This is a genomic window from Kribbella sp. NPDC049227 (genome assembly GCF_043197265.1).
Taxonomy (GTDB): domain Bacteria; phylum Actinomycetota; class Actinomycetes; order Propionibacteriales; family Kribbellaceae; genus Kribbella.
Window position 1 is genome coordinate 941,146 of the sequence record NZ_JBICST010000003.1, and the last position, 22,790, is coordinate 963,935.

A 22,790-nucleotide genomic window follows, 5' to 3' on the forward strand; every position below is an offset into this window, starting at 1 on the left:
TTCACCGCACCACGCGGTAGCGCAGATGGGTGACCTGCTGCGCGCGGTCCACCTCGTCGCCCGAGGTCAGCTGCCGCATCAGTTCCAGCTCGACGTGATCCGCCGGCAGGTTGTCGAACAGGCGACGCCCCTGTCCGAGCAGGACCGGTACGACGTGCATCTCGAGCTCGTCGACCTCACCGGCCTGGAGCAGAGCCTGCGTCGCGCCGGCTCCGTGCACCATCACGTCTCCGTCACCGGCGGCCTCGCGGGCCTGTGCGGCGCACTCGCGCGCGTCCGTGACGAAGCGAACGCTGCCCGGCGGCGGTCCGTCCGGCACGTTGTGCGTGAGGATGAACATCGGAACGCCGTTGTGGTGGTCGCCCTGCCAGTGACGGGCGTGTTCATAGGTACGGCGTCCCGCGATCAGCGCCCGGGTGGCCATCGACTCCTCGACCACCTGACCACTCACCCCCGGGTCGTTGCGCCGGTCGAGCCAGTTGAACAGCCGGAACCCGTCGACGCCCATCGGATCGTCCATGCTGTCCTGGGGACCGGTGACGTACCCGTCCAGCGACATGGTCATGTACACGCGGATCGTGGCCATCGGGCTATCGCACCTTGTCCAGGTAGGTCTTGTAAACGGTCAGGAACGGCTCCTCGGTCACGACCGCCCCGACCAGCCAGTCGCAGGTCTCCCGCGCCGTCCTGATCACGTCGGCCGGGTAGCCGTACTTCACCTGGTGCTCGGCGAACTCGTCCTCGTCGTCGACCAGGACCGTCGTCCCGTCCCGCCGCCGGATCACATCGAGATCGAGGTCGATCATCGTGAACACGTCCTCGCCGAACTCCACCGGCGTGGTGATGTCGCAGTAGATCTCCGTCCAGCGTGGCTCGTCGTTGAACGCCGCGGTGAACCACTTGTCCCGCGGGAACAGCTGCACCACCGCCTGCGACTGGACGATCTCCGGCTCGTCGCCGCGCTGCGCCACCGAGTTCGGCGGTGCCCCGAGCCATACGCCGTACTCGTCCTCGCCCAGGTAGCGCATCCACTGGTGCCAGTGCAGCTTCTCGTCGTACTTGCGATAGACCACCCGGACGTTCCGCATGCGCTCAACCTATCGGCGCAGGGTTGCATCCCCTGCCGGACCCGGAGTCCAAGATCTGCAGCTTCGTGCAACTTTGCTCTGAGGTGTGGACCAGACACGCTTGGTGTTCGAGCATGGTCCGGTCGGCTCTTAGGAGACCGGCGCCGTTGATCGGCCCTTGCCGGCTCAGGGGGGCTCCTAGCCGGTGGGGGCCGGTTGGTGCGCTCAAGCAGTCGGATCGAGCGCGCGGATCTGCTCCAGGTACGGCAGGTACGCCGTGGTGAAGGGCTCCGTGGTGAGGATGTGGGCGGCCAGCCAGTCGCAGGTGGCTTGCGCGGTGGCGACGACCTGCGGCGGATAGTCGTACTTCACCTGGTGCTGGCGGAACTCGTCCTCGTCCATCACGCGCACCGTGCCGTCGCGCATCAGCCGGATGTCGAGGTCGAGGTCGACGGTGGTGACGGTGTCGACGCCGAACTCGGCCGGCATGGTCACGTCGCAGTAGATCCGGGTCTGGTGCGGGTCGTCGTTGAACAGGGCGCTCCACCACTGGCCGTGCGGGAACAGCCGGACCCGGTGGTGATCGATGGAGACCCAGGTGCCGTCGGCGCGGCGGCCGCGCTGGCCCGGCACCGAGCCGACCCAGAGGCCGTGCTCGTCCTCACCCAGCCGGACCGCTTCCACCAGGCGATGTGGCTGTCCGTCGTACTTCTCGAACAGCGTCCTCACCATCTCCATGCGATCACTGTAAGTGAAGACCGAACCAACCAGCCGCAGCGGACGTCTTGAAGTGTGAGATTGGCCCGGTGCCGCGTATCGGGTTCGGATTCCGGGCGGTGGATGCATAGACTCAAGCATTCGAGGATGACGCGGGAGGAGCTCGATGCGCGTGCTGGAGACGGTCGGAGGGCCGGCGGACCTCAAGAAGCTGACCGCGCAGGAGCTTACCGATCTGGCGACGGAGATCCGGGACGTCCTGGTCGAGACGGTGTCCCGGACCGGCGGTCACCTCGGTCCGAACCTGGGCATGGTGGAGATCACCCTGGCGATGCACCGGGTGTTCGACTCGCCCCACGACCGGCTCGTCTTCGACGTCGGTCACCAGGCCTACGTGCACAAGCTGGTCACCGGCCGGGCGCCGAAGTTCGGCACGCTCCGTCAGCAGGGCGGCCTGTCCGGCTACCCGAGCCAGGCCGAGTCCGACCACGACATCATCGAGAACAGCCACGCCTCGACCGCCCTGTCGTACGCCGACGGCCTGGCCAAGGCCTACCGGCTGCGCAAGGAGGACCGCCACGTCGTCGCGCTGATCGGCGACGGCGGCCTGACCGGCGGTATGGCCTGGGAGGCGCTGAACAACATCGCCGCCGCCAAGGACCTCAAGCTGATCATCATCGTCAACGACAACGGCCGCTCCTACAGCGACACCGTCGGCGGCCTGTCCACCCACCTGACCAGCCTGCGCACCAACCCGCGGTACGAGAAGGTCCTCGACCTGATCAAGAAGAACCTGGCCCGGACGCCGTACGTCGGCCCGCCGATGTACGAGGTGCTGCACGGCGTGAAGAAGGGCCTGAAGGACATGCTCGCCCCGCAGGGCATGTTCGAGGACCTCGGCCTCAAGTACGTCGGTCCCGTCGCCGGTCACGATCGCGAGGCGATGGAGGACGCGCTCCGCAGCGCCAAGGCGTTCGGCGGTCCGGTGATCGTGCACGCGGTGACCCAGAAGGGCTTCGGGTACGCCGCCGCCGAGCAGGACGAGGAGGACAACTTCCACCAGATCCGGCCCGTCAACAAGCCCCGCGGCTGGACGGACGTGTTCTCCGACGAGATGATCCGGATCGGCCACCGCCGCCAGGACGTGGTTGCGATCACCGCGGCGATGCTCCACCCGACCGGCCTGGCCGCGTTCGCGGCGGAGTTCCCGGACCGGATCTTCGACGTCGGCATCGCCGAGCAGCACGCGGTGACCAGTGCCGCCGGTCTCGCGCTGGGCGGCCTGCACCCGGTCGTCGCGCTGTACTCGACGTTCCTGAACCGGGCCTTCGACCAGGTCCTGATGGATGTCGCGCTGCACAAGCTCGGCGTCACCTTCGTGCTGGATCGCGCCGGTGTCACCGGTGACGACGGCCCGAGCCACAACGGCATGTGGGACATGTCGATCCTGCAGGTCGTTCCCGGCCTGCGCCTCGCCGCGCCCCGCGACGGCAAGCGGCTCGAGGAACTGCTGGACGAGGCGGTCGAGGTGTCCGACGCGCCGACCGTACTGCGCTTCGCCAAGGGCGAGGTGTTCCCGGACATCGACGCGATCGACCGGATCGGCGGCCTGGACGTGCTGAAGCGGTCAGGCACCGACGTCCTGCTGGTCGGGATCGGCGCGATGGCGGCGACCGCGATGGACGTCGCCGGCCGCCTGGAGGCGCAAGGATTCGGCGTCACGGTGGTGGACCCGCGCTGGGTCAAGCCGGTCGACCCGAAGCTGATCGAGCTGGCCGGGACGGTCAAGCTCGTGGTGACGATCGAGGACAACGGCCGGGCCGGCGGCTGCGGATCGATGATCGCCCAGGCGCTCCGCGACGCGGCGGTGAAGACGCCGGTCCGCGACTTCGGCATCCCGCAGAAGTTCCTCGACCACGCCAAGCGTCCCGCGGTCCTGCAGGAGATCGGACTGACCGGGCAGGACCTGGCCCGCGACATCACCGAGCTGATCGCGAAGCACCACGGTGACGCGATGAGCGAGCCGGACCGGGCGAGCGGTCGCCCGGGTAGCGCCTGAGCCGGATCATGCCCGGATGATGGCCGAGCCGGACAGTGCCTGACACAGGGCGGCACACAGCGCCGCCGCGGAGCCGTCACGCAGCCCGGCGACGTACCCGCGTCTGGCCGCTGCTGCTCTCCCTGATCCTCGTCGTGGTGGCAGTCGCCGGTGGCCTCGCCCTGCACTGGTCCACCGAGCAGGCCGATGGCAGCGACCAGGCTGCGCCGAGAACACCGGACATTGACCTGGCCGCCCGTGCCGCCGCCGTCGACCAGGTCCTGAAGAAACGCGCCCAGGCCGTCCTGCAGTCCGACCAGAAGGCGTTCCTCGCCGACGTCGACCCCGGCAACAAGAGCCTCGTCGCGCGTCAGACCACGCTGTACACCAACCTGCGCCAGTTCGGCTTCGCCCGGCTCGCCTACCAGCAGCTGTCGCAGCAGTACGACGACGCCATCACCCGGAAGTACGGCCCGTCGACGTACCTGGTCGCGATCGCGATGACGTACCAGATCCGCGGCATCGACACCGTGCCCGTACGGGCGATGCTCGGCTACACCTTCACCGAGACGCCGACCGGCCGCTGGCTGCTGGTCTCGGACACCGACCTGGACAAGCGGCTGCCCCGCGGTTCCCACCAGGAGGCCTGGGACACCGGCGAGGTGCTGGTCAAGCGCGCGCCGCGCGTGCTCGTGGTGGTGGAGAAGGGGCAGGACCAGCTCGCGACGCGGCTGACCGGCATGGCGAGCAGCGCGGTGAAGGCGGTGACCAAGAGCTGGCCCGGCGGCTGGAACGGCTCCGGTGTGGTGATCGCGCTCGACGACAAGATCGTCCGCGGTGCCGACTACACCGTGCCGAAGAACGCCGAGGACGCGATCGCCATGGCCACCTGGGTCTACCGGACGCTGCCCGGCGAGGCCACCGGCGAGGGTCAGCGGGCCGACTCGTACGTCGTCGTGAACCCGCGCAACCGGGCCAAGGTCGACGCCCGCACCCTCGCGCACGAGTTCACCCACGTCGCCACGGCGCCGTACGGTGCCTATGCCCCGCGGTGGATGGTCGAGGGCGCGGCGACGTACGTCGAGTATCTGCCGATGGACGGCGCGGAGGACCTGGCGCTGGGGAAGTTCCGGCAGGACGTACGAACGAAGTACCTGGCGAAGGCGAAGAGCCTGCCGGCTGATGCGGTCTTCTTCCAGCACGCCGGCAGTTCGTACCCGATGGCCTGGCTGGCGGTCGACTATCTGTTCACCCGGTTCGGTGGCACCGAGGTCGGCACGCTCTACCAGGAGTTGGCCGCCCTCGGCTCGACCCAGGCCGAGCGCGACCGCATCATGCTCGAACACGTCGGCATGACCGAAGCGGGTCTCTTCCAGGCTCTGAAGGCCGCCGCTGCCGCCTGATCGGCGTGTCGGTCGCGGAATCCGGGGAAGCGAGTAGGGTAGCCGGGCTGGACTGACGGGTACTCGGAGGAATGACCCGAAGTGAGTGCGACCATCCCTAGCGCCGAACCGCCGGGCGCTCAGGTTCCGCCGCCAGGCCCCCGCCGCTGGGTGGGGCTGCTGGTTGCGGTCGCGCTGGTCTCGGGCGGCGTGGCCTACACCGTTGAAGAGCGCAACGAGGACGCCCGGGCGCGAGTGGTCGCGACCCAGCCCGGCCCGAACCAGGGCACCAAGCCACCGTCGAAGACCGCAGCGGCGAGCGCCGCCCGCCGGGTCGCCGTCGACACGATCCTGCTCCGCCGGGCCCAGGCCGTGCAGACCGTGAACGAGGCGCTCTTCCTGCAGGACCTCGACCCCACGAACGCGAAGCTCCGCGCCGCGCAGAAGGTGCTGTTCGCGAACCTGGTCGAGATCGGGTTCTCCGAACTCGGGTACAGCCAGGCCGAGGAACGCTTCGACCAGTCCGCGGTCCATGCACACGGCGGGACGACGTACCTGGTCCGGGTCCTGATGCGCTACCAGATCCCGAACGTCGACGTCACGCCGGTGACGACCGAGCTCGGCTACACCTTCGTCGCCCGCGGCGGGCACTGGGTGCTGACCGACGACGACGATCTGGACAAGGACCTCGGCCCGGGCGCGCACAAGGAGGCGTGGGACCTCGGCCGGATCGAGGTACTGCGGTCGCCGCGGGTCCTGGTCGTGGTCGAGAAGGGCGACGCCAAGCGCGGGCGCTCGATCGCCGTCGAGGCGAGTGAGGCGATCGGCGAGGTCACCTCGTACTGGCCGCGCCCGTGGCGCGGGTCGGTGTTCGTGATCGCACTCGACGAGCCCGACGTACGGGACGCCCGCTTCGCCGACGAGGACATCGAGTCGGCCGCGAGCGCGGGGACGACGTTCTCCTCGCTGCCCGGTCAGGACACCGCCGACGGTACGGTCGCCGGCTCCTACATCGTGATCAATCCGAACGAACGCGACCGGGTCGACGAGATCCTGCTGTCGCACGAGATCACCCATGTGGCCACGGCCGACCTGGGCGGGTACGAGCCGCTGTGGCTGGCCGAAGGCGCGGCGGAGTACGTGTCGTGGCGGGGGATCGAGGCGATCAGTGGACCGGGCGAGGTCGGCAAGTGGGAGCAGGAGGTGATCGACGACGCGATGCCTGCGCTGACCGCGCTGCCGAGCGACGCCGGCTTCTACCAGAACTCGGCCGACGTGTACGGCGTCAGTTGGCTCGCGGTGCGCTTCCTGGTCCAGCGGATCGGGCTCCCCAAGGTCGAGGAACTGTACGAGGACATGGCCAAGCACGGCACCGACCAGGCGTCCCGGGAGCGGATCCTGCTCAGTCGCAGCGGCCTCACCGAAGCCACCCTGTGGGGGGCACTCCGAGACTACGAACCGCCACGCTGAGTGGCGGTTTGACCTCGCGGTGTCAGAGAGGCAGGCTCGGAGGGTTCCGTCTATTGCGAGGAGGCGAGCAGATTGAGTCTGTTGCGGAAGAAGACGATCGAGCAATCGATAGCGGACACCGACGAGCCGGAGTACCAGCTCAAGAAACGACTGACCGCCATCGATCTGACCGTCTTCGGAATCGGCGTCATCATCGGTGCCGGCATCTTCACGCTGACCGGCCGCGCGGCCAAGCTGTACGCCGGGCCGAGCATCGCGCTCTCGTTCGTCCTCGCCGCGATCTGCTGCACGCTCGCCGCGTTGTGCTACGCCGAGTTCTCGTCGACCGTGCCCGTGTCGGGATCCGCGTACACGTTCTCGTACTTCTCCCTGGGCGAGATCTTCGCCTGGATCATCGGCTGGGACCTACTGCTCGAACTGATGCTCGGGGCAAGCGTCGTGGCTCAGGGCTGGTCGACGTACGCCGCGCTGTTCCTGGATCAGATCGGGTTGGGCTGGCCCGAGTCGATCGGGCCCGACAGCAATGTGAACGTGCTGGCGATGTTGCTGGTGCTGGTCCTGGCGACGCTGGCCACCATCGGTATCAAGGAGTCGCTGCGGGTCAACCTGGTGCTGGTGGCCATCAAGTTGTTCGTGGTGCTGTTCGTGATCATCGCCGGCCTCTTCTACATCAAGGGCTCGAACCTGTCGCCGTTCATCCCGCCGAGCGTGCCGGCGCCGAACGGAGACGTCACCGTCACCACGCCGCTGTTCCAGGCCGTCTTCGGGTTCACGCCGTCGACCTTCGGCGTGATGGGTCTGGTCTCGGGTGCGTCGCTGGTGTTCTTCGCGTTCATCGGGTTCGACGTGGTCGCGACCACCGCCGAGGAGGCGCGGAACCCGCAGCGCGACCTGCCCCGCGGCATCATCGGCTCGCTGGCGATCTGCACCGTGCTCTATGTGCTCGTCTGCATCGTGATCACCGGCATGGTCAACTACACCGACATCAGCGGTGAGGCAGCGCTGGCCGAAGCGTTCCGTTCGGTCGGGCGCGGTGGCTTCGCGACCCTCATCTCCGCCGGTGCGGTGGCCGGTCTGACCACCGTCGTACTGACGTTGATGATCGGCGCCGCCCGCGTGGTGTTCGCGATGAGCCGTGACCACCTGATGCCGCGTCAGCTCGGCAAGACCCACGCCAAGTGGGGTACGCCGTACCGCCTGACGATCGCGATCGGCATCATCGTCGCGATCGTGGCCGGCCTGACCCCGATCGGGAAGCTGGAGGAGATGGTGAACATCGGCACCCTGGCCGCGTTCACCCTGGTGTCGATCGCCGTACCGCTGCTGCGCAGGAGCCGGCCGGACATCCAGCGCTCCTTCCGGGTGCCGGGCAACCCGGTGATCCCGATCCTGGCCGCGTTGATCTGCCTCTACCTGATGCTGAACCTGTCGATCGAGACCTGGCTGCGGTTCGCGATCTGGATGGTGCTCGGCTTCGTCGTCTACTTCCTCTACGGCTACCGCCGGAGCCGGGTCGGCATCGAGGAGCGGACCGGCGAGGTCACGAAAGCCTGAGCAGTAGGGCTACCTGCTCTGATGGTCGGCGGGCGGTAGGATCAGCCGACCATCAGAGGGGACCCCGGCATGAAGCACCCGAGACGCCTGTTCGCAGGCGTTGCCGTGCTGGCGCTCGCCGCGAGCGTGAGTGTGGTGGTGGTCAGGCTCGAGCACGGTGGGTCGACGCCGGGCAGCAGCGCGGCGGCGGTCGAGGCGACGCCGGCGGGCGAGCTCACCGACGCCCAGAAGGCGGTCCGCAAGCGTGAGGTCGACGCGGTCCTCGCGCGGCGCTCCGCGGCGGTCCTGAAGGGTGACGTCAAGGGCTTCCTCGCGGCGGTCGATCCGAAGCAGCCGCAACTGGTGGCCCGGCAGCGGACCCTGTTCACGAACCTGCGCCAGTTCGCGTTCACCAGCCTGAAGTACTTCGTCGGCGACGAACGGCCGGCTCCCGCGCAGGTCGCGCAGTACGGACCGACGACGTTCTCGACCCGGGTGATGATGCGGTACCAGCTGACGGGGCTGGACGCGAAGCCGGTGCAGACCGACGTCGGCTACACGTTCGTCCGGCGCGGTACCGCGTGGGTCCTGGTCGCGGACAACGCGATCGACGAGACCCTCAGCCCCGACGGTCATCGCCAGCCCTGGGACTTCGGCCCGGTGGCCGTGATTCGCCGCGGCAAGGTCGTCGTCGTGGTCGATCGCGGCGAGAAGGCGCTGGGCGACAAGATCGCGAAGGCGTCCCAAGGAGCCGTCGACGGCGTCCGGCGGCACTGGCCGCGTCCGTGGAACGGCGCCGTCATGGTGGTCGCGATGTCCGAGCCGCAGGTGCTCTCGATCCTGTGGACCTCCGGCGCCGGCAGCGGCTGGACCGTGGCCGCCAAGGCGGTCAGCCTGTACGACGGCGATCCGTGGACGCAGCGCCAGACCGCGCCGGTGAGCAGCCGGATCGTGGTCAACCCGGCTGTCCGCAAGGAGCTGGACGAGGACCTGCTCGTGCACGAGATGACGCACGTCGCGACGCTGCGCCTCGGCGCCCGCGCACCACTGTGGCTGGTCGAAGGCATCGCGGAGTACGTCCGCACCGCCTCCATCGAAGACGACCCGAAGTGGACCGTCGATCCCTATCGCAAGACGGTCCGCACCAAGTACCTCCGGTCGATGAAGGTCCTCCCCGGCCAAGCCGAGTTCAACGCCAACGGCGACCGTGCCTACGGCCAGAGCTGGTGGATCACGTCGTACCTGGAAGACAAGCTGGGCGAGACGAAGGTCGCGGGTCTGTACGCCGACCTGGCCCAGCACAACACCACCCAGGCCGCCTTCGCCGCCATCCTGAAGAAGCACACCGGCAAGACCGCCGCCCAACTGGTTGCCGCCGCGAAAACCTTCAGGGGCTAGAAGGTTCTCGCGACGGCCCCAGGGTCAGGTCAGGCTGGCGACGCCCTTGGGCAGGAAGCGGGTGCCGTTGACCTTCTCGGAGATGCCTGACCGGTCCAGGTACGGCGTGATGCCACCGAGGTGGAACGGCCAGCCGGCGCCGAGCAGCAGGCACAGGTCGATGTCCTGCGCCTCCGCGACCACGCCCTCGTCCAGCATGACGCGGATTTCTTCGGCGAGGGCGGTCAGGACCCGGGTGCGGAGTTCGTCCGGAGTCGACGGGGTGGAGCCGACCGTCACCAGCGCCTCGACCTCCGGGTCGACGACCGGCTTGCCCTCCGGCCACAGGTAGAACGAGGTCTTGCCCGCGGCAACCACCTTGGCCAGGTTCTCCGACACCGCGAACCGCTCCGGGTACGCCCGGTTCATCGTCTCCGCGACGTGCAACGCGACCGGCAGACCGACGAGCTGCAGCAGCACGAACGGCGGCATCGGCAGCCCCAGCGCCGACAACGCCTTGTCCGCTTCAGGAATCGGCGTACCTTCGTCGACCGCCGCGCTGACCTCACCCAGGAAGCGCGTCAGCAGCCGGTTCACCACGAAGGCAGGCGCGTCCTTCACCAGCACGCACGACTTCTTCAGCGTCTTGCCCACCGCGAACGCCGTCGCCAGCGACGCGTCGTCGGTCCGGTCGGCCCGGATGATCTCGAGCAGCGGCAGGACGGCGACGGGGTTGAAGAAGTGGAAGCCGACGACGCGCTCCGGGTGCTCCAGGTCCGCGGCCATCTCGGTCACCGAGAGGGAGGAGGTGTTCGTGGCCAGGATCGCGTCCGGACGGATGATCTTCTCCAGGTCGGCGAAGATCGTCTTCTTCAGCTGCAGTTCCTCGAACACGGCCTCGATCACGAAGTCGGCATCCGCGAACACGGCACGGTCCACCGACCCGGTGACGAGGGCCTTCAACTGGTTCGCCTTGTCCGGACGGAGCCGGCCCTTGCCGAGCAGCTTGTCGATCTCCCCGTGCACGTATCCGACCCCGCGGTCCACCCGCTCCTGGTCCAGGTCCGTGAGTACGACGGGCACCTCGAGGCGACGGACGAACAGCAGGGCCAGCTGGCCGGCCATCAGACCGGCGCCGACGACGCCGACCTTCGTGACCGGGCGGGCGAGCGACTTGTCCGGCGCTCCGGCCGGGCGCTTGGCCCGCTTGTTCACCAGGTCGAAGGCGTACAGGCCGCTGCGCAGCTCCTCGCTCATGATGAGGTCGGCGAGCGCCTCGTCCTCGGCCGCGAAACCACGGTCCCGGTCGTTGTCCTTGGCCGCCGCGATCAGCTCGAGCGCCCGGTACGGCGCCGGCGCCGCACCACTCACCTTGACATCGGCGAAGCCCTTGCCTCGGGCAACAGCCGTGTCCCACGCCTCGCCGCGGTCGATCTCCGGCCGGTCGACCGTGATCGCACCGGTGAGCACGTTGCTCGCCCAGATCAGCGACTGCTCGAGGAAGTCGGCCGAGTCCAGCAGTACGTCGCCGATGCCGAACTTCACCGCCTCCGGCCCGCTCAGCATCTTGTTCTGGTTCAGGGCGTTCTCGACGACGACCTTCACCGCCTTGTCCGCACCGATCAGGTTCGGCAGCAGGAAGTTGCCGCCCCAGCCCGGGATCAGACCGAGGAACACCTCGGGTGTCGCGAGCACGCCGGCCGCGGCCGAGACGGTGCGGTAGGTGGCGTGCAGCGCGACCTCGAGACCGCCGCCCAGCGAGACGCCGTTCACGAACGCGAACGACGGCTTGCCGCCGTCGACCAGCTTGCGCAGCACGCCGTGCCCGATCCGGCCCAGGTTCAGCGCCTGCTCGCGATCGGTCAGCTTCGGTACGCCGGTCAGGTCGGCGCCGGCGGCCAGGATGAACGGCTTGCCGGTGACGCCGATCGCGGCGATGTCGTCGCGCGCGAGCGCTGCGTCGAGCGCGGTGTTGAGCGACGCGAGCCCCTTCGGGCCGAACGTGTTGGGCTTGGTGTGATCGTGCCCGTTGTCGAGCGTGATCAGCGCCATCGTGCCGGCCTTGCCCGGCAGGACGACGTCACGGGAGTGGGCGAGCGTGACGACCTCGTCGTCGGACAGCGCAACCGCGGTGTCGATCAGTTCCTGCAGCTTCATGCGGCCGCGTTCCCTTCCCAGTTCGGGTTCTCCCAGATGACCGTTCCACCCATGCCCAGGCCGACGCACATCGTGGTCAGGCCGTAGCGGACCTCGGGGCGCTGCTCGAACTGCGTGGCCAGCTGGTTCATCAGCCGGACCCCGGACGATGCCAGCGGGTGGCCGTACGCGATCGCGCCGCCGTAAGGGTTGACCCGCGGGTCGTCGTCGGCGATGCCGTAGTGCTCCAGGAACGCGATCACCTGAACGGCGAACGCCTCGTTCACCTCGAACGCCTGGATGTCGTCGATGGTCAGCCCGGCGAGCTTCAGCGCCTTCTCGGTGGCGGGGATCGGGCCGACGCCCATCACCTCGGGCTCGACGCCGGCGAAGCCGTAGGACACCAGCTTCATCTTCGGGGTCAGGCCGAGCTCGGCCGCGGCCTCGGCGGAGGTCAGCACGCAGGCGGTCGCGCCGTCGTTGATGCCGGCCGAGTTGCCCGCGGTGACCCGGCCGTGCGGGCGGAACGGCGTCTTCAGCGTGGCCAGGTCCTCGACCGTGGTGCCCGGCCGCATCGGCTCGTCGGTGGCCGCGTAGCCCCAGCCCTGCTCGGCCGACCGGGTCGCGATCGGGACGAGGTCCGGCTGGATCAGGTCGTTGGCGTACGCCTTGGCCGCCTTCTCCTGAGACGCGGCGGCGAACGCGTCGGCGCGCTCCTTGGTGATACCGGGGAAGCGGTCGTGCAGGTTCTCCGCGGTGGAGCCCATCACCAGGGCGGAGGTGTCGACCAGCTTCTCGGCGATGATGCGGGGGTTCGGGTCGACGCCCTCGCCCATCGGGTGCCGGCCCATGTGCTCGACCCCGCCGGCGACGACCACGTCGTACGCGCCGAAGGCGATGCCCGAGGCGGTCGTGGTGACCGCGGTCATCGCGCCCGCGCACATCCGGTCGATGGCGTAGCCGGGAGTGGTGTTCGGCAGGCCGGCCAGCAGGGCCGCGGTCCGGCCGATGGTCAGGCCCTGGTCGCCGATCTGGGTGGTGGCCGCGATCGCGACCTCGTCCACCCGCTCCGGCGGGAGCTCCGGGTTCCGCCGCAGCAGCTCCCGGATGCACTTGATCACCAGATCGTCGGCGCGGGTTTCGGCGTACTGGCCCTTGGCCTTGCCGAACGGGGTGCGAACGCCGTCGACGAACACGACATCGCGGATCTCACGGGGCACGGGGGCCCTCCTCTGGGGTCGGGAAAGCTACCTCGATGCTACCCGTCGGTAACAGAACTCCCCAAGCGGCCACGCCTGTGCGGCTGCTCACAGCGCACACCCGGCTGCTCACGCAGACCACAACCCGTGGCCAACCGGCGCGATTCGGCGCATGCTGGTGGCAAGGTCCGTGTGTCTGGAGCCGTTCATGAACAATGCTGATCTCTCCGTGCCGGTGCTGAGCCGGGGTAAACACCGCAACCCGCGCAAGGGTGCCTGCTTCATGGAGTTCGCCTCCTATCTGGCAGGCGAGCCATGGTCGGACCACCCGGCCTGTACGCATCCGCTGCTGGCGGGCGTCGCGCGCGACGTCAACGACTGCACGACGGACGCCGGCCGGACCCGGCTGGCGCCACTGATCCCCTCCGTGATCGGGTTGACTCCCGACGATCCACACGTCGTACCGCGGGTGACCGCCCGCTGTATCCAGCACGCGCTGCCGGTGGTGTCGCAGGAGCGGCAGTACATCCTCGCCGTGGCTCTGCTGGTGGGGGAGAAGCAACTCGCCGCGCTGGACGGGCGTCCACTCGACGATCTCGAGCCCGACTCGCAGGCGGTGCTGGAGGCGGTTCCGGCCGCGACCAAGTGGGCGCGGTCCTTCACCGCAAGAGCACATCGGGGTACGCCGGACTTCGCCAAGCGGACCGCGCCACGCGCCGTGTCCTGCGCGGTGGAAGGCATCTCGCAGGCCTGTGTGCCGGACCCGGACGACCGGCTGTTCAACTTGCTGACCTCGGCCATCACCGAGTGCAAACTCTGGATGCCCGCGCCAACTCCTGCCCCGGAGCCCATCCGGACCGAGCGGGTGAACGTTCGTTAGCCGAGCAGTACGCTTCACCGTGTGACCTCCGGCTCTCAACGCCGCCGACCCGGCCTCGCGGCGTACAGTCGCGTCCCGGTCCCGTCCTCCCAACCTCGAAAGGTTCTGCATGAGCCTGTACGACATCCCGCTGACCACCCTCGCCGGCGCTCCGACCTCGCTCGGTGACTACAAAGGCAAGACCGTCCTGGTCGTGAACGTCGCGTCGAAGTGTGGCCTGACCCCGCAGTACGAGGGCCTGGAGAATCTGCAGAAGCAGTACGGCGCCCGCGGCTTCACCGTGCTCGGCGCCCCGTGCAACCAGTTCGGCGGTCAGGAGCCGGGGACTGCGGACGAGATCTCCACCTTCTGCTCGACCACGTACGGCGTCACCTTCCCGATGCTGGACAAGCTCGAGGTGAACGGCGAGGGCCGGCACCCGCTGTACGCCGAGCTGACCCTCACGCCGGACGCCGACGGCGAGGCCGGTGACATCCAGTGGAACTTCGAGAAGTTCCTGATCACCCCGGAGGGCACGGTCGCCGCCCGCTTCCGCCCCCGCACCGAGCCGGAGTCCGCCGAGATCATCACCGCAATCGAGTCCCACCTCCCGGCCTGAGGCATCCCGAGCCGGGCCTGGCCAGGCCCGCGCACCCCTCGCCGGACTGTCCGGTCTGCTTCTGACTCGCCCGCCGCGCCTCGCGCGGCGGGCGATTTTCTGTGCCACATTCCATTGCAAGAACTCTTTCGAAAGAGTACTTTCGACGCATGCCGACGCCGCATCGTCGCCTCAGCGACCCCCGTGAGCTCAATGCCCTGGCCCATCCGGTGCGAATGGCGATCGTCGAACTGCTGTCGATCAGCGGGCCGCTGACCGCCACCGAGCTGGCCGACCGGCTCGACGAGACGCCGGCCAACTGCTCGTGGCACCTGCGCAAACTCGCGCAGTACGGGTTCGTGGAGGAAGCCGAGGGCGGGACAGGGCGGCAGCGACCGTGGCAGGTGCCGGGGCTCGGATTCCGCTGGGGCGACGAGAACGACTCGGCGTCGATCGACGAGCGTCGGGCAGCGGAGGCCTTGTCCGAGGTGACGATGGGCCGCGCGGTGGACCGGTTGCGGGAGGCACAGCAGCGTGCGGCCGAGGAGTCCGAGGAATGGCGCGCGGCGCACCGCAGCACCGAAATGGTCGCGTGGCTGACCGCGGACGAGCTCAAGGAGATGAACGACGCGATCGATGCGGTGCTCGACCGCTATGTGGAGCGACTGACCGAACCGGAGCAGCGACCACCAGGGGCGCGGCCGTGTGAGTTCGTCGCGTGGGGCGTCCTGACCTACTTCCCGGGGGTCGAGCCGGCATGAGGAAACTGTTCGCGCAGCCCGGGTTCCCTCGCCTGTTCGGCGGACTGAGTACGTCGATGCTCGGCGACTCGGTGATGCTGCTGGTGCTGAGCATGTGGGTGAAGACGCTCACCGACTCCAACGCGCTCGCCGGTCTGACCTTCTTCTTCATGGTGCTGCCGGCGCTCGGCGCCCCGCTGCTCGGTGTCTGGGTCGACCGGCTGCCGCGCAAATCGATCCTTGTCTGGGGCAACTTCGCCAGTGCGGCCGCCGTACTCCCGCTCGTGCTCGTGCGGGACGCGAACGACGTCTGGCTGATCTGGGTCGTCGCCTTCCTGTACGGCGTCTCGTTCGTCGTACTGCCCGCGGCACTCAACGGCCTGCTCAAGGACCTGCTGCCCGATGAGCTCCTGGTCGACGCCAACTCCAGCCTCGCCACGATCAAGGAGGGCTACCGGCTGTTCGGCCCACTCGTCGGGGCCGCGATCTTCGCGACCACGGGCGGCTGGCTGGTCGCGGTCGTCGACGCCGGCACGTTCGTCATCGCCGGACTGTTGATCGCGACGATCAAGATCACCGAGACCCCCGCGCCGGCGAAGCACACCTTCCGGGAGGACGTCCTCGAGGGTGTCCGGTTCCTGGTCCACGACCGCGTACTCCGCCACGTCCTGCTGGGGCTCGCGATCTCGATCCTGGTCATCGGCTTCTTCGAGTCGTCGATCTACGCGCTGATGGACGCCTTCGGCAAGCCGCCGACCTTCTCCGGCGTCTTCGTGACCTGCCAGGGCGTCGGCGCGGTCATCGGCGGTCTCACCGCGAGCCGCGCCGTCCGTCGTCTGGGTGAGATCGCCACCTGCGCACTCGGCCTGACCGCTCTGGCCGCCGCCACCATGGTCTGCGCGGCCGCGCCGAGCATCGTCCTGGTCCTGGTCGGCGCGGGCATCTGCGGTGTCGGGCTGCCGTGGACGTTCGTCGCGTTCACGACGCTGATGCAACGGCGTTCGCCGGGCCACCTGATCGGCCGGGTGTCGACCGCGGTCGAGGTGCTCGTGTCGACCCCGCAGGCGATCTCGCTCGCGCTGGGCAGCCTGCTCGTGAGTCTGCTCAGCTACCGGCAGATCTTCGCCATCATCGCGACCGTGATCCTGCTCGGCGTACTCCAGACAGTCCTCACCCTGCGCGGTGAGATCCGCGAGGATCTGGCGAACGACCATCGAGCCGTGGAGCCGGTCCCGGCTCCGGAGGCGGACGCCACCTCCGGAGCGGACCTGCAGTAGCTCACCGAGAGGCGGCGAAGGCCTCCTCGTACTCCTTGCGGATGGCGTCGCCGCCCTGTTTGCGCCAGCGGTCCATCGCGTCGTCCCAGGCCGCCAGGTCCTTGCGGCCCTGAAGGACGTCGGCGAGGGCGTCGTCGAGCAGCTTGGTCAGCGTGTTCCGCTTGCGGTTGTAGGTCTCGGAGTACAGCGCGTCGGCCGGGTTGGCCAGTGTCATCGGCACCGCCTTGACCTGGTAGGCGTGCTCCTTCTTGGTCTCGTCGGGGTGACCGGGTTCGTACAGCGGCCAGGGCGCGTCGGCGATGCGGTAGAACTCGGCGGTGTGCTCGACCTCGCCCTTGCTGGTCAGGATCGGGTCGCCGTTCACCATGGTGTAGTCGACGCCCTCTTTGCCGTACCGGTTGATCAGGTACTCCTGGGTGCCGAACGGCGCCGCGAGGTAGTTCGCGACCCGGAGCATCAGCTTGATCCGCTCCTTGTCGTCGGTCTTCTTGAACGCGGTCGTGCTGAACGACGGAACGCCGCGCCCGAGGTTCGGCGTCGAGCCCGCGTCGTACTTCGGCGGGATCATGCCGTCGAACTGCACGGGTGAGTTCGGCTTCAGGTACTGCGTGACGTACTGCGGCCAGGCGGAGTAGTTGTCGCTGACCATCACGACCCGTCCGCCGCCGATCCAGTCCTTGAACGGCGCACCCTGGGTGAACGTGTCGGGATGGAAGTAGCCGGCCTTGACGAGTTCCCGGGTGTCGCTGATCGCCTGCTTGGTCTGGTCCAGCTCGTTGATCGAGGTGAACTTGCCGCCCTCCTCCTGCCAACCGACCGGAGCTCCCATCATCCGCAGGATGAGGTCGCGGACTCCGGGCGCGCCGTGGAACGCCCAGCGGTTCTCCTTCGGGTTCGTGACGCCCTTGGCGAGCTCCTTGAACTCGGCGAACGTCGCGGGCGCCGGATTCAGGCCGTGCGCCTTGACGATGTCGACGCGGGTGAACCAGATGACTCCGACCCGCTCCCGGGGGATCGGGATGCCGTAGATCCCGCCGTTGAACACCGTCGTGCGCCAGGCCTCCGGGCGCAGGTTGGCCAGCATCGGGTAGTCCTTGATCGCGTCACCGGCCAGGAACTCGCTGAGGTTCTGGCACTTCGCGTCCAGCAACTGCGGCAGGTTGGGCGTGTTCACGATCATGGTGAAGTCCGGCAGTTCGCCGCTGAGCACGGTCGGGAGCTTGTCGGCGTAGTTCGCGCTCGGCACCATCTGCAGGCTCAGGGTGACGCCGAGCTTGTCGTTGACGTTGCGCCAGTACTCGTTCCTCGACGCCGCCGGTGGGATCGGCCGGAACTGCTGGATGAAGGCGGTGAGTTCTTCCGAGCCGGTGCCCGGCCGGTCCGGGACCCCGACGGTCGGAGTCGCGGGGTAGCGCAGGAAGCCCGACATCACGCCGTCCTTCGTCGGTGCCAGGTCCGGCTTGACCCCCTGATACGGGATGTACGTCGGGAGCTGGACCCCGGAGTTCTGCTGTTGCTGGCTCGTGGCGGGGGAGCTGGAGCAGGCGCTGAGGGTCGGGCCGGCGACCGCGGCGGCCGCGGTGCCTCCCATCAGCCGCAGGAGGGTACGGCGACTCATTGACTCGGACATGGCGTTTCTCCTTTCGAAGCCGGCGACGGACGGCGGCTCAGCCTTTGACGGCGCCGACCAGAACGCCCTTCGTGAAGTGGCGCTGCAGGAAGGGGTAGACGAGCAGGATCGGGATCAGCGAGATGACGAGGATGGCCATCTGGAGCGACTGGGTCGGCGGCAGTACGCCGGCCTCTCCGGACAGCTGTTCCGCACCGAGCCGCGCGTTGTCGACGACGTACGTGCGCAGCACCAGCGGGAGCGGCAACTTCGACGGATCGTTGATGTAGAGCAGGGCGTTGAACCACGAGTTCCAGAAACCGACGGCGAAGAACAGCCCGATGACGGCGAGGGCGGCCTTGGACAGCGGGAGGATGATGCGGACGAAGATCTGCAGGTCGTTGGCCCCGTCGATGCGGGCCGACTCCAGGATGTCCGGCGGCAGTCCCATCATGAACGAGCGCAGCACGATGACCGAGAAGCCGGTGACCAGCACGGGCAGGATCAGCGACCACCAGCTGTTCAGCAGTCCCAGCTGCTTGATCAGCAGGTAGTTCGGAATGATCCCGGGACTGAACAGCATGGTGAGCAGGACGACCATGAGGATCGGCTTGTGCGCGAAGGACGTCGGCCGCGACAGCGAGTAGGCCATCGCCGAGGTGACGATCAGGCCGAGAACCGTCCCGACGACGGCGATCCCCACGCTGACGAGCAGCGCCCGGGCGACCACGCCGCCGGCCAGGATCGAGCTGTACGCCGACAACGACGGCCGGTCCGGCAGCAGCACGTACCCACCGGCGTCGGTGATCTGCTGCTGGTCGGCCAGGCTCGTCGAGATCACCGAGACGAACGGCATCACGACCAGCGCACAGGCGACCAGGAGCACGATCGCCTTGAGAATCCTGAGCGGCAGGGACGCCGGCGCCGTCGCGGGCGACCGGCCGTGGGTCCTCGTACGGGCTGTGGTGTTCATCGCGATCGGTACACTCCGTCCTCTCCGAAGAGATGCGCGACCTTGTTCGCGCCGAGGACCAGCGCCAGGCCGACGACGCCCTTGACCAGGCCGACCGCGGCGCTGATGCCCCACTCGCCCTGCTGGAAGGCGTGGTGGTAGACGTAGGTGTCGAGGACCTCCGTGGCCTCGGTGCCCGCCCCCTGCTGCAGCAGGATCTGTTCGAAGCCGACGCTCAGTGAATCGCCCAGGCGCAGGATGCCGAGCAGGATGATCAGTGGACGCAGCGCCGGCAGGGTGACGTGCCACATCTGCCGCGCCGGCCCGGCGCCGTCGACGGAGGCGGCCTCGTACTGCTCCTGGTCGACGCGTGACAGCGCGGCCAGGAACAGGATCGTTCCCCACCCGGTGTCCTTCCAGATGACCTGCGACGTGATCAGTGCGCGGAACGCGTCGGGGTTGCCGATGATCTCGATCGGCTCGATGCCCTTGTGCCGCAGGTAGGTGTTGAGCAGACCGGCGTTCCCGAGGATCTGCTGGAAGATCGCGACGACGATCACCCAGGACAGGAAGTGCGGCATGTACAGGACGCTCTGTACGAACCGCTTGATCGGCTCGTACATCAGGCTGTTGAGCACCAGCGCGAGCACGATCGGAGCCGGGAACACGAAGGCGACCTGGAGCACCGTGAGGACGAGCGTGTTCTTCAGCGCGTTGAGTACTTCGGGATCGCCGCTGAAGATCAGAGCGAAGTTCGAGAAGCCGACCCACGGGCTCTGCCGGACGCCGAGGTACGGCTGGTAGTCCTTGAAGGCGATCACGTTGCCGAGCAACGGGACGTAGTGGAAGACCAGGAAGACCAGCAGGCCGGGCACCGCGAACACGAGCAGGCCCCAGTCGCGCTTCAGGCGCGCGAGCCGGCCCAGTGAGTGTGGTGATCCCGGCGGGGCCGACTTCACCGCCGGCCTCTTGTCGATGGTCAATGCCACGGTCAGCTCCTTCCACGAACCATCGGTCGGACTTCCGTGTAGCCGGCGTTGCGGTAGTCGGGGTCTGCGTCCGGGCCGTAGCCAAGGGCGGCGCGTCTGGTCCGGAACCGCTCGACCAGCTCGCGGTACTCGGGTGCGGCGATGAAGTCGCGCTGCTCCGACGGATCTGCCTCGAGGTCGAACAACACCTCGGGCATGGCTTCGCCGTAGTACTGGTACTTGAGGTTGTCCTGCTTGATCATCAGGTTCGTGTCGCCGAAGTGTGAGACCGATTCGCCGGACCAGTCCGTCGGCTCCCGGCGCATCAACGGGACCAGGCTGCGACTGTCGAGGCCGTCGGGCGCGGGGTGTCCTGCCAACTCGCACAGGGTCGCGTACAGGTCGCAGAGGTTGACGTTCTCGTCGAGGTGGCCGCCGCTGAAGTGCTGCGGCGAACGGATGATCAGCGGGACCCGGGCACTGGCTTCGTAGAACTTCTGCTTCTCCCAGATGCCGTGCTGACCGAGCATCTCGCCGTGGTCGGCGGTGTAGACGATGACCCAGTCGTCCAGGTCCTGGCCTTGGTGCTGCAACGCCCGGAGCACCTGTCCGAACATGGCGTCCGCGTTCTCGACCATCGCGTAGTACGCCGCAGTGGCCCGGCGGATCTCGACCTCGGTGGCGTCGATCCCCGGGCGCACCTGGCGCTGGGCGAGGAACGGATGGTCCGACACCGCCTGGTTCAGGTACGGCGTGACGCGGTTGAGGTAGTGCGTGAAGCGTTCCTCGCCCGCGAAGTACGGGTAGTGCGGCTGGTTGAGGCTCACCTTGAGCAGCACGGGCTGATCGCGGCTGGGCCGGTCGTAGTACGGATCGGTGAAGAACTCCTCGATGAAGTCCAGCGCGCCGGTGAGCGTGTACTCGTCCTGCGCCACCAGCGGTCCGCGGCCGATACCGGCCCGCTTGACCTCCTTGGCGTCGCTCCACTTCACCTCGGCCAGGGACGGCACCCGCTCGGCGAACTCGGCGGCCGGGCTGTCGACGGCGTCCGCGCCGATGGTGATGTCGGATCCGATCCGCCGGGTCCAGCCCTGCATCTGGTCGACGCCGCGGTGATGAAGCTTGCCGCAGGCAACCGTTGCGTACCCGTGCCGGGCCAGCGTGCGGGCGAACGTCTCGTGCCCCGGGGGCAGATCCTGGCCGTAGCGCAGGCATCCGGTCGTCCGTGGCAGCTGCCCGGACATCAGACTCTGCCGGGCCGGGATGCAGACCGGGGAGGGGGTGTAGGCGTTGCCGAAGACCGCACCTGTTCCGGCCAGCCAGTCCAGCGTGGGCGTCCTGATCACCGCATCTCCGGCGAACCCGGCCACGTCGTACCGGTGCTCGTCGGACATCAGGAACAGGATGTTGGGACTCTTCGGGACCACTTTTGCAACCGTCCTTAAGAAGATCGCCTCATGGTGACATCCTCCCAAAGAGGCGTCAACACCGGAGGAAACTTTCCGCCGAATCAGAAAACGTTCTCTGGGCACCTGTTGACGCACGGTCCGGCGCACGCGCATCATGGTCGGCACGCACTTCTTCAGGAGGGTTTCGAAAGTGGGTGGCGTGCGACGGGTCAGGGACGAGCATCGGGCTCAGGTGCTCGGCCGGCTCCGTGCTCACGGCAACTTGTCCAAGGCGATGCTGGCCCGCGACCTGGGGCTGAGCGTGCCGACGATCTCGGAGATCCTGGCCGACTTCGAGACCGAGGGCGTTGTCCAGCCGGTGAGCGAGGGGGAGTCGTCCGGTGGCCGCCGGCCGATCCTGTACGGCCTGCGAATGGACCGGCTGCTGGCCGCCGGAGTCAGTGTCGACCGGCATCACATCTCGGCGGTGATCTCGGACCTGTCCGGACAGATCCACGGCGAGGTGTCGACCGACTGTGACCTCGAGGACGGACAGCGGCGCTTCGAGCGGACCCTGGAACGTGTCGTGGGCCGGCTCCTGACGACGGTGGAGACGCCGGACCGGGTGACCGGACTCGGTGTTGCCGTGCCGACCCGGATGCAGCGCTCGAGACCCGGCATGTTCCTTCCGCAGCAGGCCCCGGGCTGGACCGGCCTGGATCTGCAGGCTTTTCTGGCCAACCGGTTCGAGCTCCCTGTCGTGGCCGAGAACCGCGCCCACGCGGTGGCCGTCGGCGAGCACCTGTTCGGCGCCGGTCAGGGAGCCACTGATCTGCTGTGTCTGGTGGTGGACGAGGGTCTCGGCGGTGCCGTGATCAGCGGCGGCCGGCTGTTCACCGGAGGCGATGGTGCTGCCGGAGCGGTCGGCCGGATGATCTTGGACCTGAACGACGGCAAGGGCGGCGTGACACCGGTGAAGGTGTCGGAGGTGGTCGGTTCTTCGGCCGTCATCCGCGCCGCGGTCGCACGGCTCCGTGAGTCCAGGCGCAGGCGCCTCGGTGGCGTGCCGTTGTCGCGCGTCGACGTCGACGTCGTGATCGACGAGGCGCTGTCGGGCGACCCGCAGATGGCCGAGGTGCTGGCCGAGGTCGGCCGCGGCCTGGGCGCGGTGGTCGCGGCGACCTTGTGTGTGACGGACTCACCGCTGGTGGTCCTGTGCGGCTCGACCATGCGCGCGGGGGACTTCATCGTCGGTCCGTTGCAGGAGGTCACCGACCGCCGGCTGCCGTTCGCGCCACCGACGATCCGCCTCGGTCGCCTCGGCGCGCGAGGCGGTGCGCTCGGTGCGGCGGCCTTGGTGCTCACCGACATGGTCGGCACGGTCGGCACGGTCGGCATGGCCGGTGGCCCGGTCTGGCCGGCTCCGGAGGCCGCGGGGTCGCGGTAGCGGCAGGCACGTCTGGGAGAAGAGCGGTAAGGG

General features: G+C 68.4%; 19 protein-coding genes. 10 read left to right on the top strand and 9 right to left on the bottom strand.

Going from position 1 to position 22,790, the window contains the following annotated elements:
• Position 1: 1 nt before the first annotated feature.
• The 3 genes from ACGFH6_RS16675 to ACGFH6_RS16685 all read right to left on the bottom strand — a co-directional run bounded on the left by ACGFH6_RS16675 (position 2) and on the right by ACGFH6_RS16685 (position 1,805).
• A complete protein-coding gene (locus tag ACGFH6_RS16675; protein ID WP_393384502.1) occupies positions 2–586 on the bottom strand; it encodes a dihydrofolate reductase family protein in 585 nt (194 codons plus the stop codon).
• A gap of 4 nt (positions 587–590) precedes the next feature.
• Complete coding sequence (locus ACGFH6_RS16680) at positions 591–1,088, bottom strand: DUF402 domain-containing protein (protein ID WP_393384504.1); 498 nt, start codon at positions 1,086–1,088, stop codon at positions 591–593.
• 204 nt (positions 1,089–1,292) lie between these two features.
• Positions 1,293–1,805: a DUF402 domain-containing protein gene (locus ACGFH6_RS16685; protein ID WP_393384506.1), complete on the bottom strand. Its 513-nt coding sequence runs from the start codon at positions 1,803–1,805 to the stop codon at positions 1,293–1,295.
• Positions 1,806–1,950: 145 nt separating this feature from the next.
• Here ACGFH6_RS16685 and dxs point away from each other — a divergent pair, with 145 nt between their 5' ends.
• The 5 genes from dxs to ACGFH6_RS16710 all read left to right on the top strand — a co-directional run bounded on the left by dxs (position 1,951) and on the right by ACGFH6_RS16710 (position 9,605).
• Entirely contained in the window at positions 1,951–3,843 is a 1,893-nt protein-coding gene (dxs, locus tag ACGFH6_RS16690) for a 1-deoxy-D-xylulose-5-phosphate synthase (RefSeq protein WP_393384507.1), read from the top strand.
• 35 nt (positions 3,844–3,878) lie between these two features.
• Positions 3,879–5,225: a hypothetical protein gene (locus tag ACGFH6_RS16695; protein ID WP_393384509.1), complete on the top strand. Its 1,347-nt coding sequence runs from the start codon at positions 3,879–3,881 to the stop codon at positions 5,223–5,225.
• An 81-nt stretch (positions 5,226–5,306) separates the two neighbouring features.
• Positions 5,307–6,674, top strand: a complete 1,368-nt coding sequence (locus tag ACGFH6_RS16700) for a hypothetical protein (RefSeq protein WP_393384510.1) — start codon at positions 5,307–5,309, stop codon at positions 6,672–6,674.
• A 72-nt stretch (positions 6,675–6,746) separates the two neighbouring features.
• Entirely contained in the window at positions 6,747–8,228 is a 1,482-nt protein-coding gene (locus ACGFH6_RS16705) for an amino acid permease (RefSeq protein ID WP_393384512.1), read from the top strand.
• A gap of 69 nt (positions 8,229–8,297) precedes the next feature.
• Positions 8,298–9,605 carry a peptidase MA family metallohydrolase gene (locus tag ACGFH6_RS16710; protein ID WP_393384514.1) on the top strand — a complete coding sequence of 436 codons (1,308 nt, stop codon included), beginning with the start codon at positions 8,298–8,300 and terminating at the stop codon, positions 9,603–9,605.
• 24 nt (positions 9,606–9,629) lie between these two features.
• Here ACGFH6_RS16710 and ACGFH6_RS16715 read toward each other — a convergent pair whose 3' ends face one another.
• Entirely contained in the window at positions 9,630–11,741 is a 2,112-nt protein-coding gene (locus ACGFH6_RS16715) for a 3-hydroxyacyl-CoA dehydrogenase NAD-binding domain-containing protein (protein ID WP_393384515.1), read from the bottom strand.
• Positions 11,738–12,940, bottom strand: coding sequence for a thiolase family protein (locus ACGFH6_RS16720; RefSeq protein ID WP_393384517.1), 1,203 nt, complete (start codon positions 12,938–12,940; stop codon positions 11,738–11,740). Before ACGFH6_RS16720 ends, ACGFH6_RS16715 begins: the two co-directional genes overlap by 4 nt.
• A 187-nt stretch (positions 12,941–13,127) precedes the next feature.
• On the opposite strand from ACGFH6_RS16720, the gene ACGFH6_RS16725 reads away from it, so the two are divergent.
• From ACGFH6_RS16725 to ACGFH6_RS16740, 4 genes are all read left to right on the top strand, one after another.
• A complete protein-coding gene (locus tag ACGFH6_RS16725) occupies positions 13,128–13,799 on the top strand; it encodes a hypothetical protein (RefSeq protein ID WP_393384519.1) in 672 nt (223 codons plus the stop codon).
• Between the two features lie 109 nt (positions 13,800–13,908).
• Positions 13,909–14,397 carry a glutathione peroxidase gene (locus tag ACGFH6_RS16730; protein ID WP_393384521.1) on the top strand — a complete coding sequence of 163 codons (489 nt, stop codon included), beginning with the start codon at positions 13,909–13,911 and terminating at the stop codon, positions 14,395–14,397.
• Positions 14,398–14,546: 149 nt separating this feature from the next.
• Positions 14,547–15,137, top strand: coding sequence for a helix-turn-helix domain-containing protein (locus tag ACGFH6_RS16735; RefSeq protein ID WP_393384523.1), 591 nt, complete (start codon positions 14,547–14,549; stop codon positions 15,135–15,137).
• Positions 15,134–16,393, top strand: a complete 1,260-nt coding sequence (locus ACGFH6_RS16740; protein WP_393384524.1) for an MFS transporter — start codon at positions 15,134–15,136, stop codon at positions 16,391–16,393. The genes ACGFH6_RS16735 and ACGFH6_RS16740 overlap by 4 nt, the downstream gene beginning before the upstream one ends.
• 1 nt (position 16,394) lies before the next feature.
• Here the strand turns inward: ACGFH6_RS16740 and ACGFH6_RS16745 are convergent, their stop codons facing one another.
• The 4 genes from ACGFH6_RS16745 to ACGFH6_RS16760 are packed head-to-tail and all read right to left on the bottom strand — an operon-like array spanning position 16,395 to position 21,487.
• A complete protein-coding gene (locus ACGFH6_RS16745; protein WP_393384526.1) occupies positions 16,395–18,023 on the bottom strand; it encodes a hypothetical protein in 1,629 nt (542 codons plus the stop codon).
• Between the two features lie 37 nt (positions 18,024–18,060).
• Entirely contained in the window at positions 18,061–18,975 is a 915-nt protein-coding gene (locus ACGFH6_RS16750; protein WP_393384528.1) for a carbohydrate ABC transporter permease, read from the bottom strand.
• Positions 18,972–19,943: an ABC transporter permease gene (locus ACGFH6_RS16755; RefSeq protein WP_393384530.1), complete on the bottom strand. Its 972-nt coding sequence runs from the start codon at positions 19,941–19,943 to the stop codon at positions 18,972–18,974. The genes ACGFH6_RS16750 and ACGFH6_RS16755 overlap by 4 nt, the downstream gene beginning before the upstream one ends.
• A gap of 2 nt (positions 19,944–19,945) precedes the next feature.
• Entirely contained in the window at positions 19,946–21,487 is a 1,542-nt protein-coding gene (locus ACGFH6_RS16760) for a sulfatase-like hydrolase/transferase (protein WP_393384837.1), read from the bottom strand.
• Positions 21,488–21,530: 43 nt separating this feature from the next.
• Here ACGFH6_RS16760 and ACGFH6_RS16765 point away from each other — a divergent pair, with 43 nt between their 5' ends.
• Positions 21,531–22,757 carry an ROK family transcriptional regulator gene (locus ACGFH6_RS16765; protein WP_393384532.1) on the top strand — a complete coding sequence of 409 codons (1,227 nt, stop codon included), beginning with the start codon at positions 21,531–21,533 and terminating at the stop codon, positions 22,755–22,757.
• The last annotated feature ends 33 nt before the right edge of the window (positions 22,758–22,790 follow it).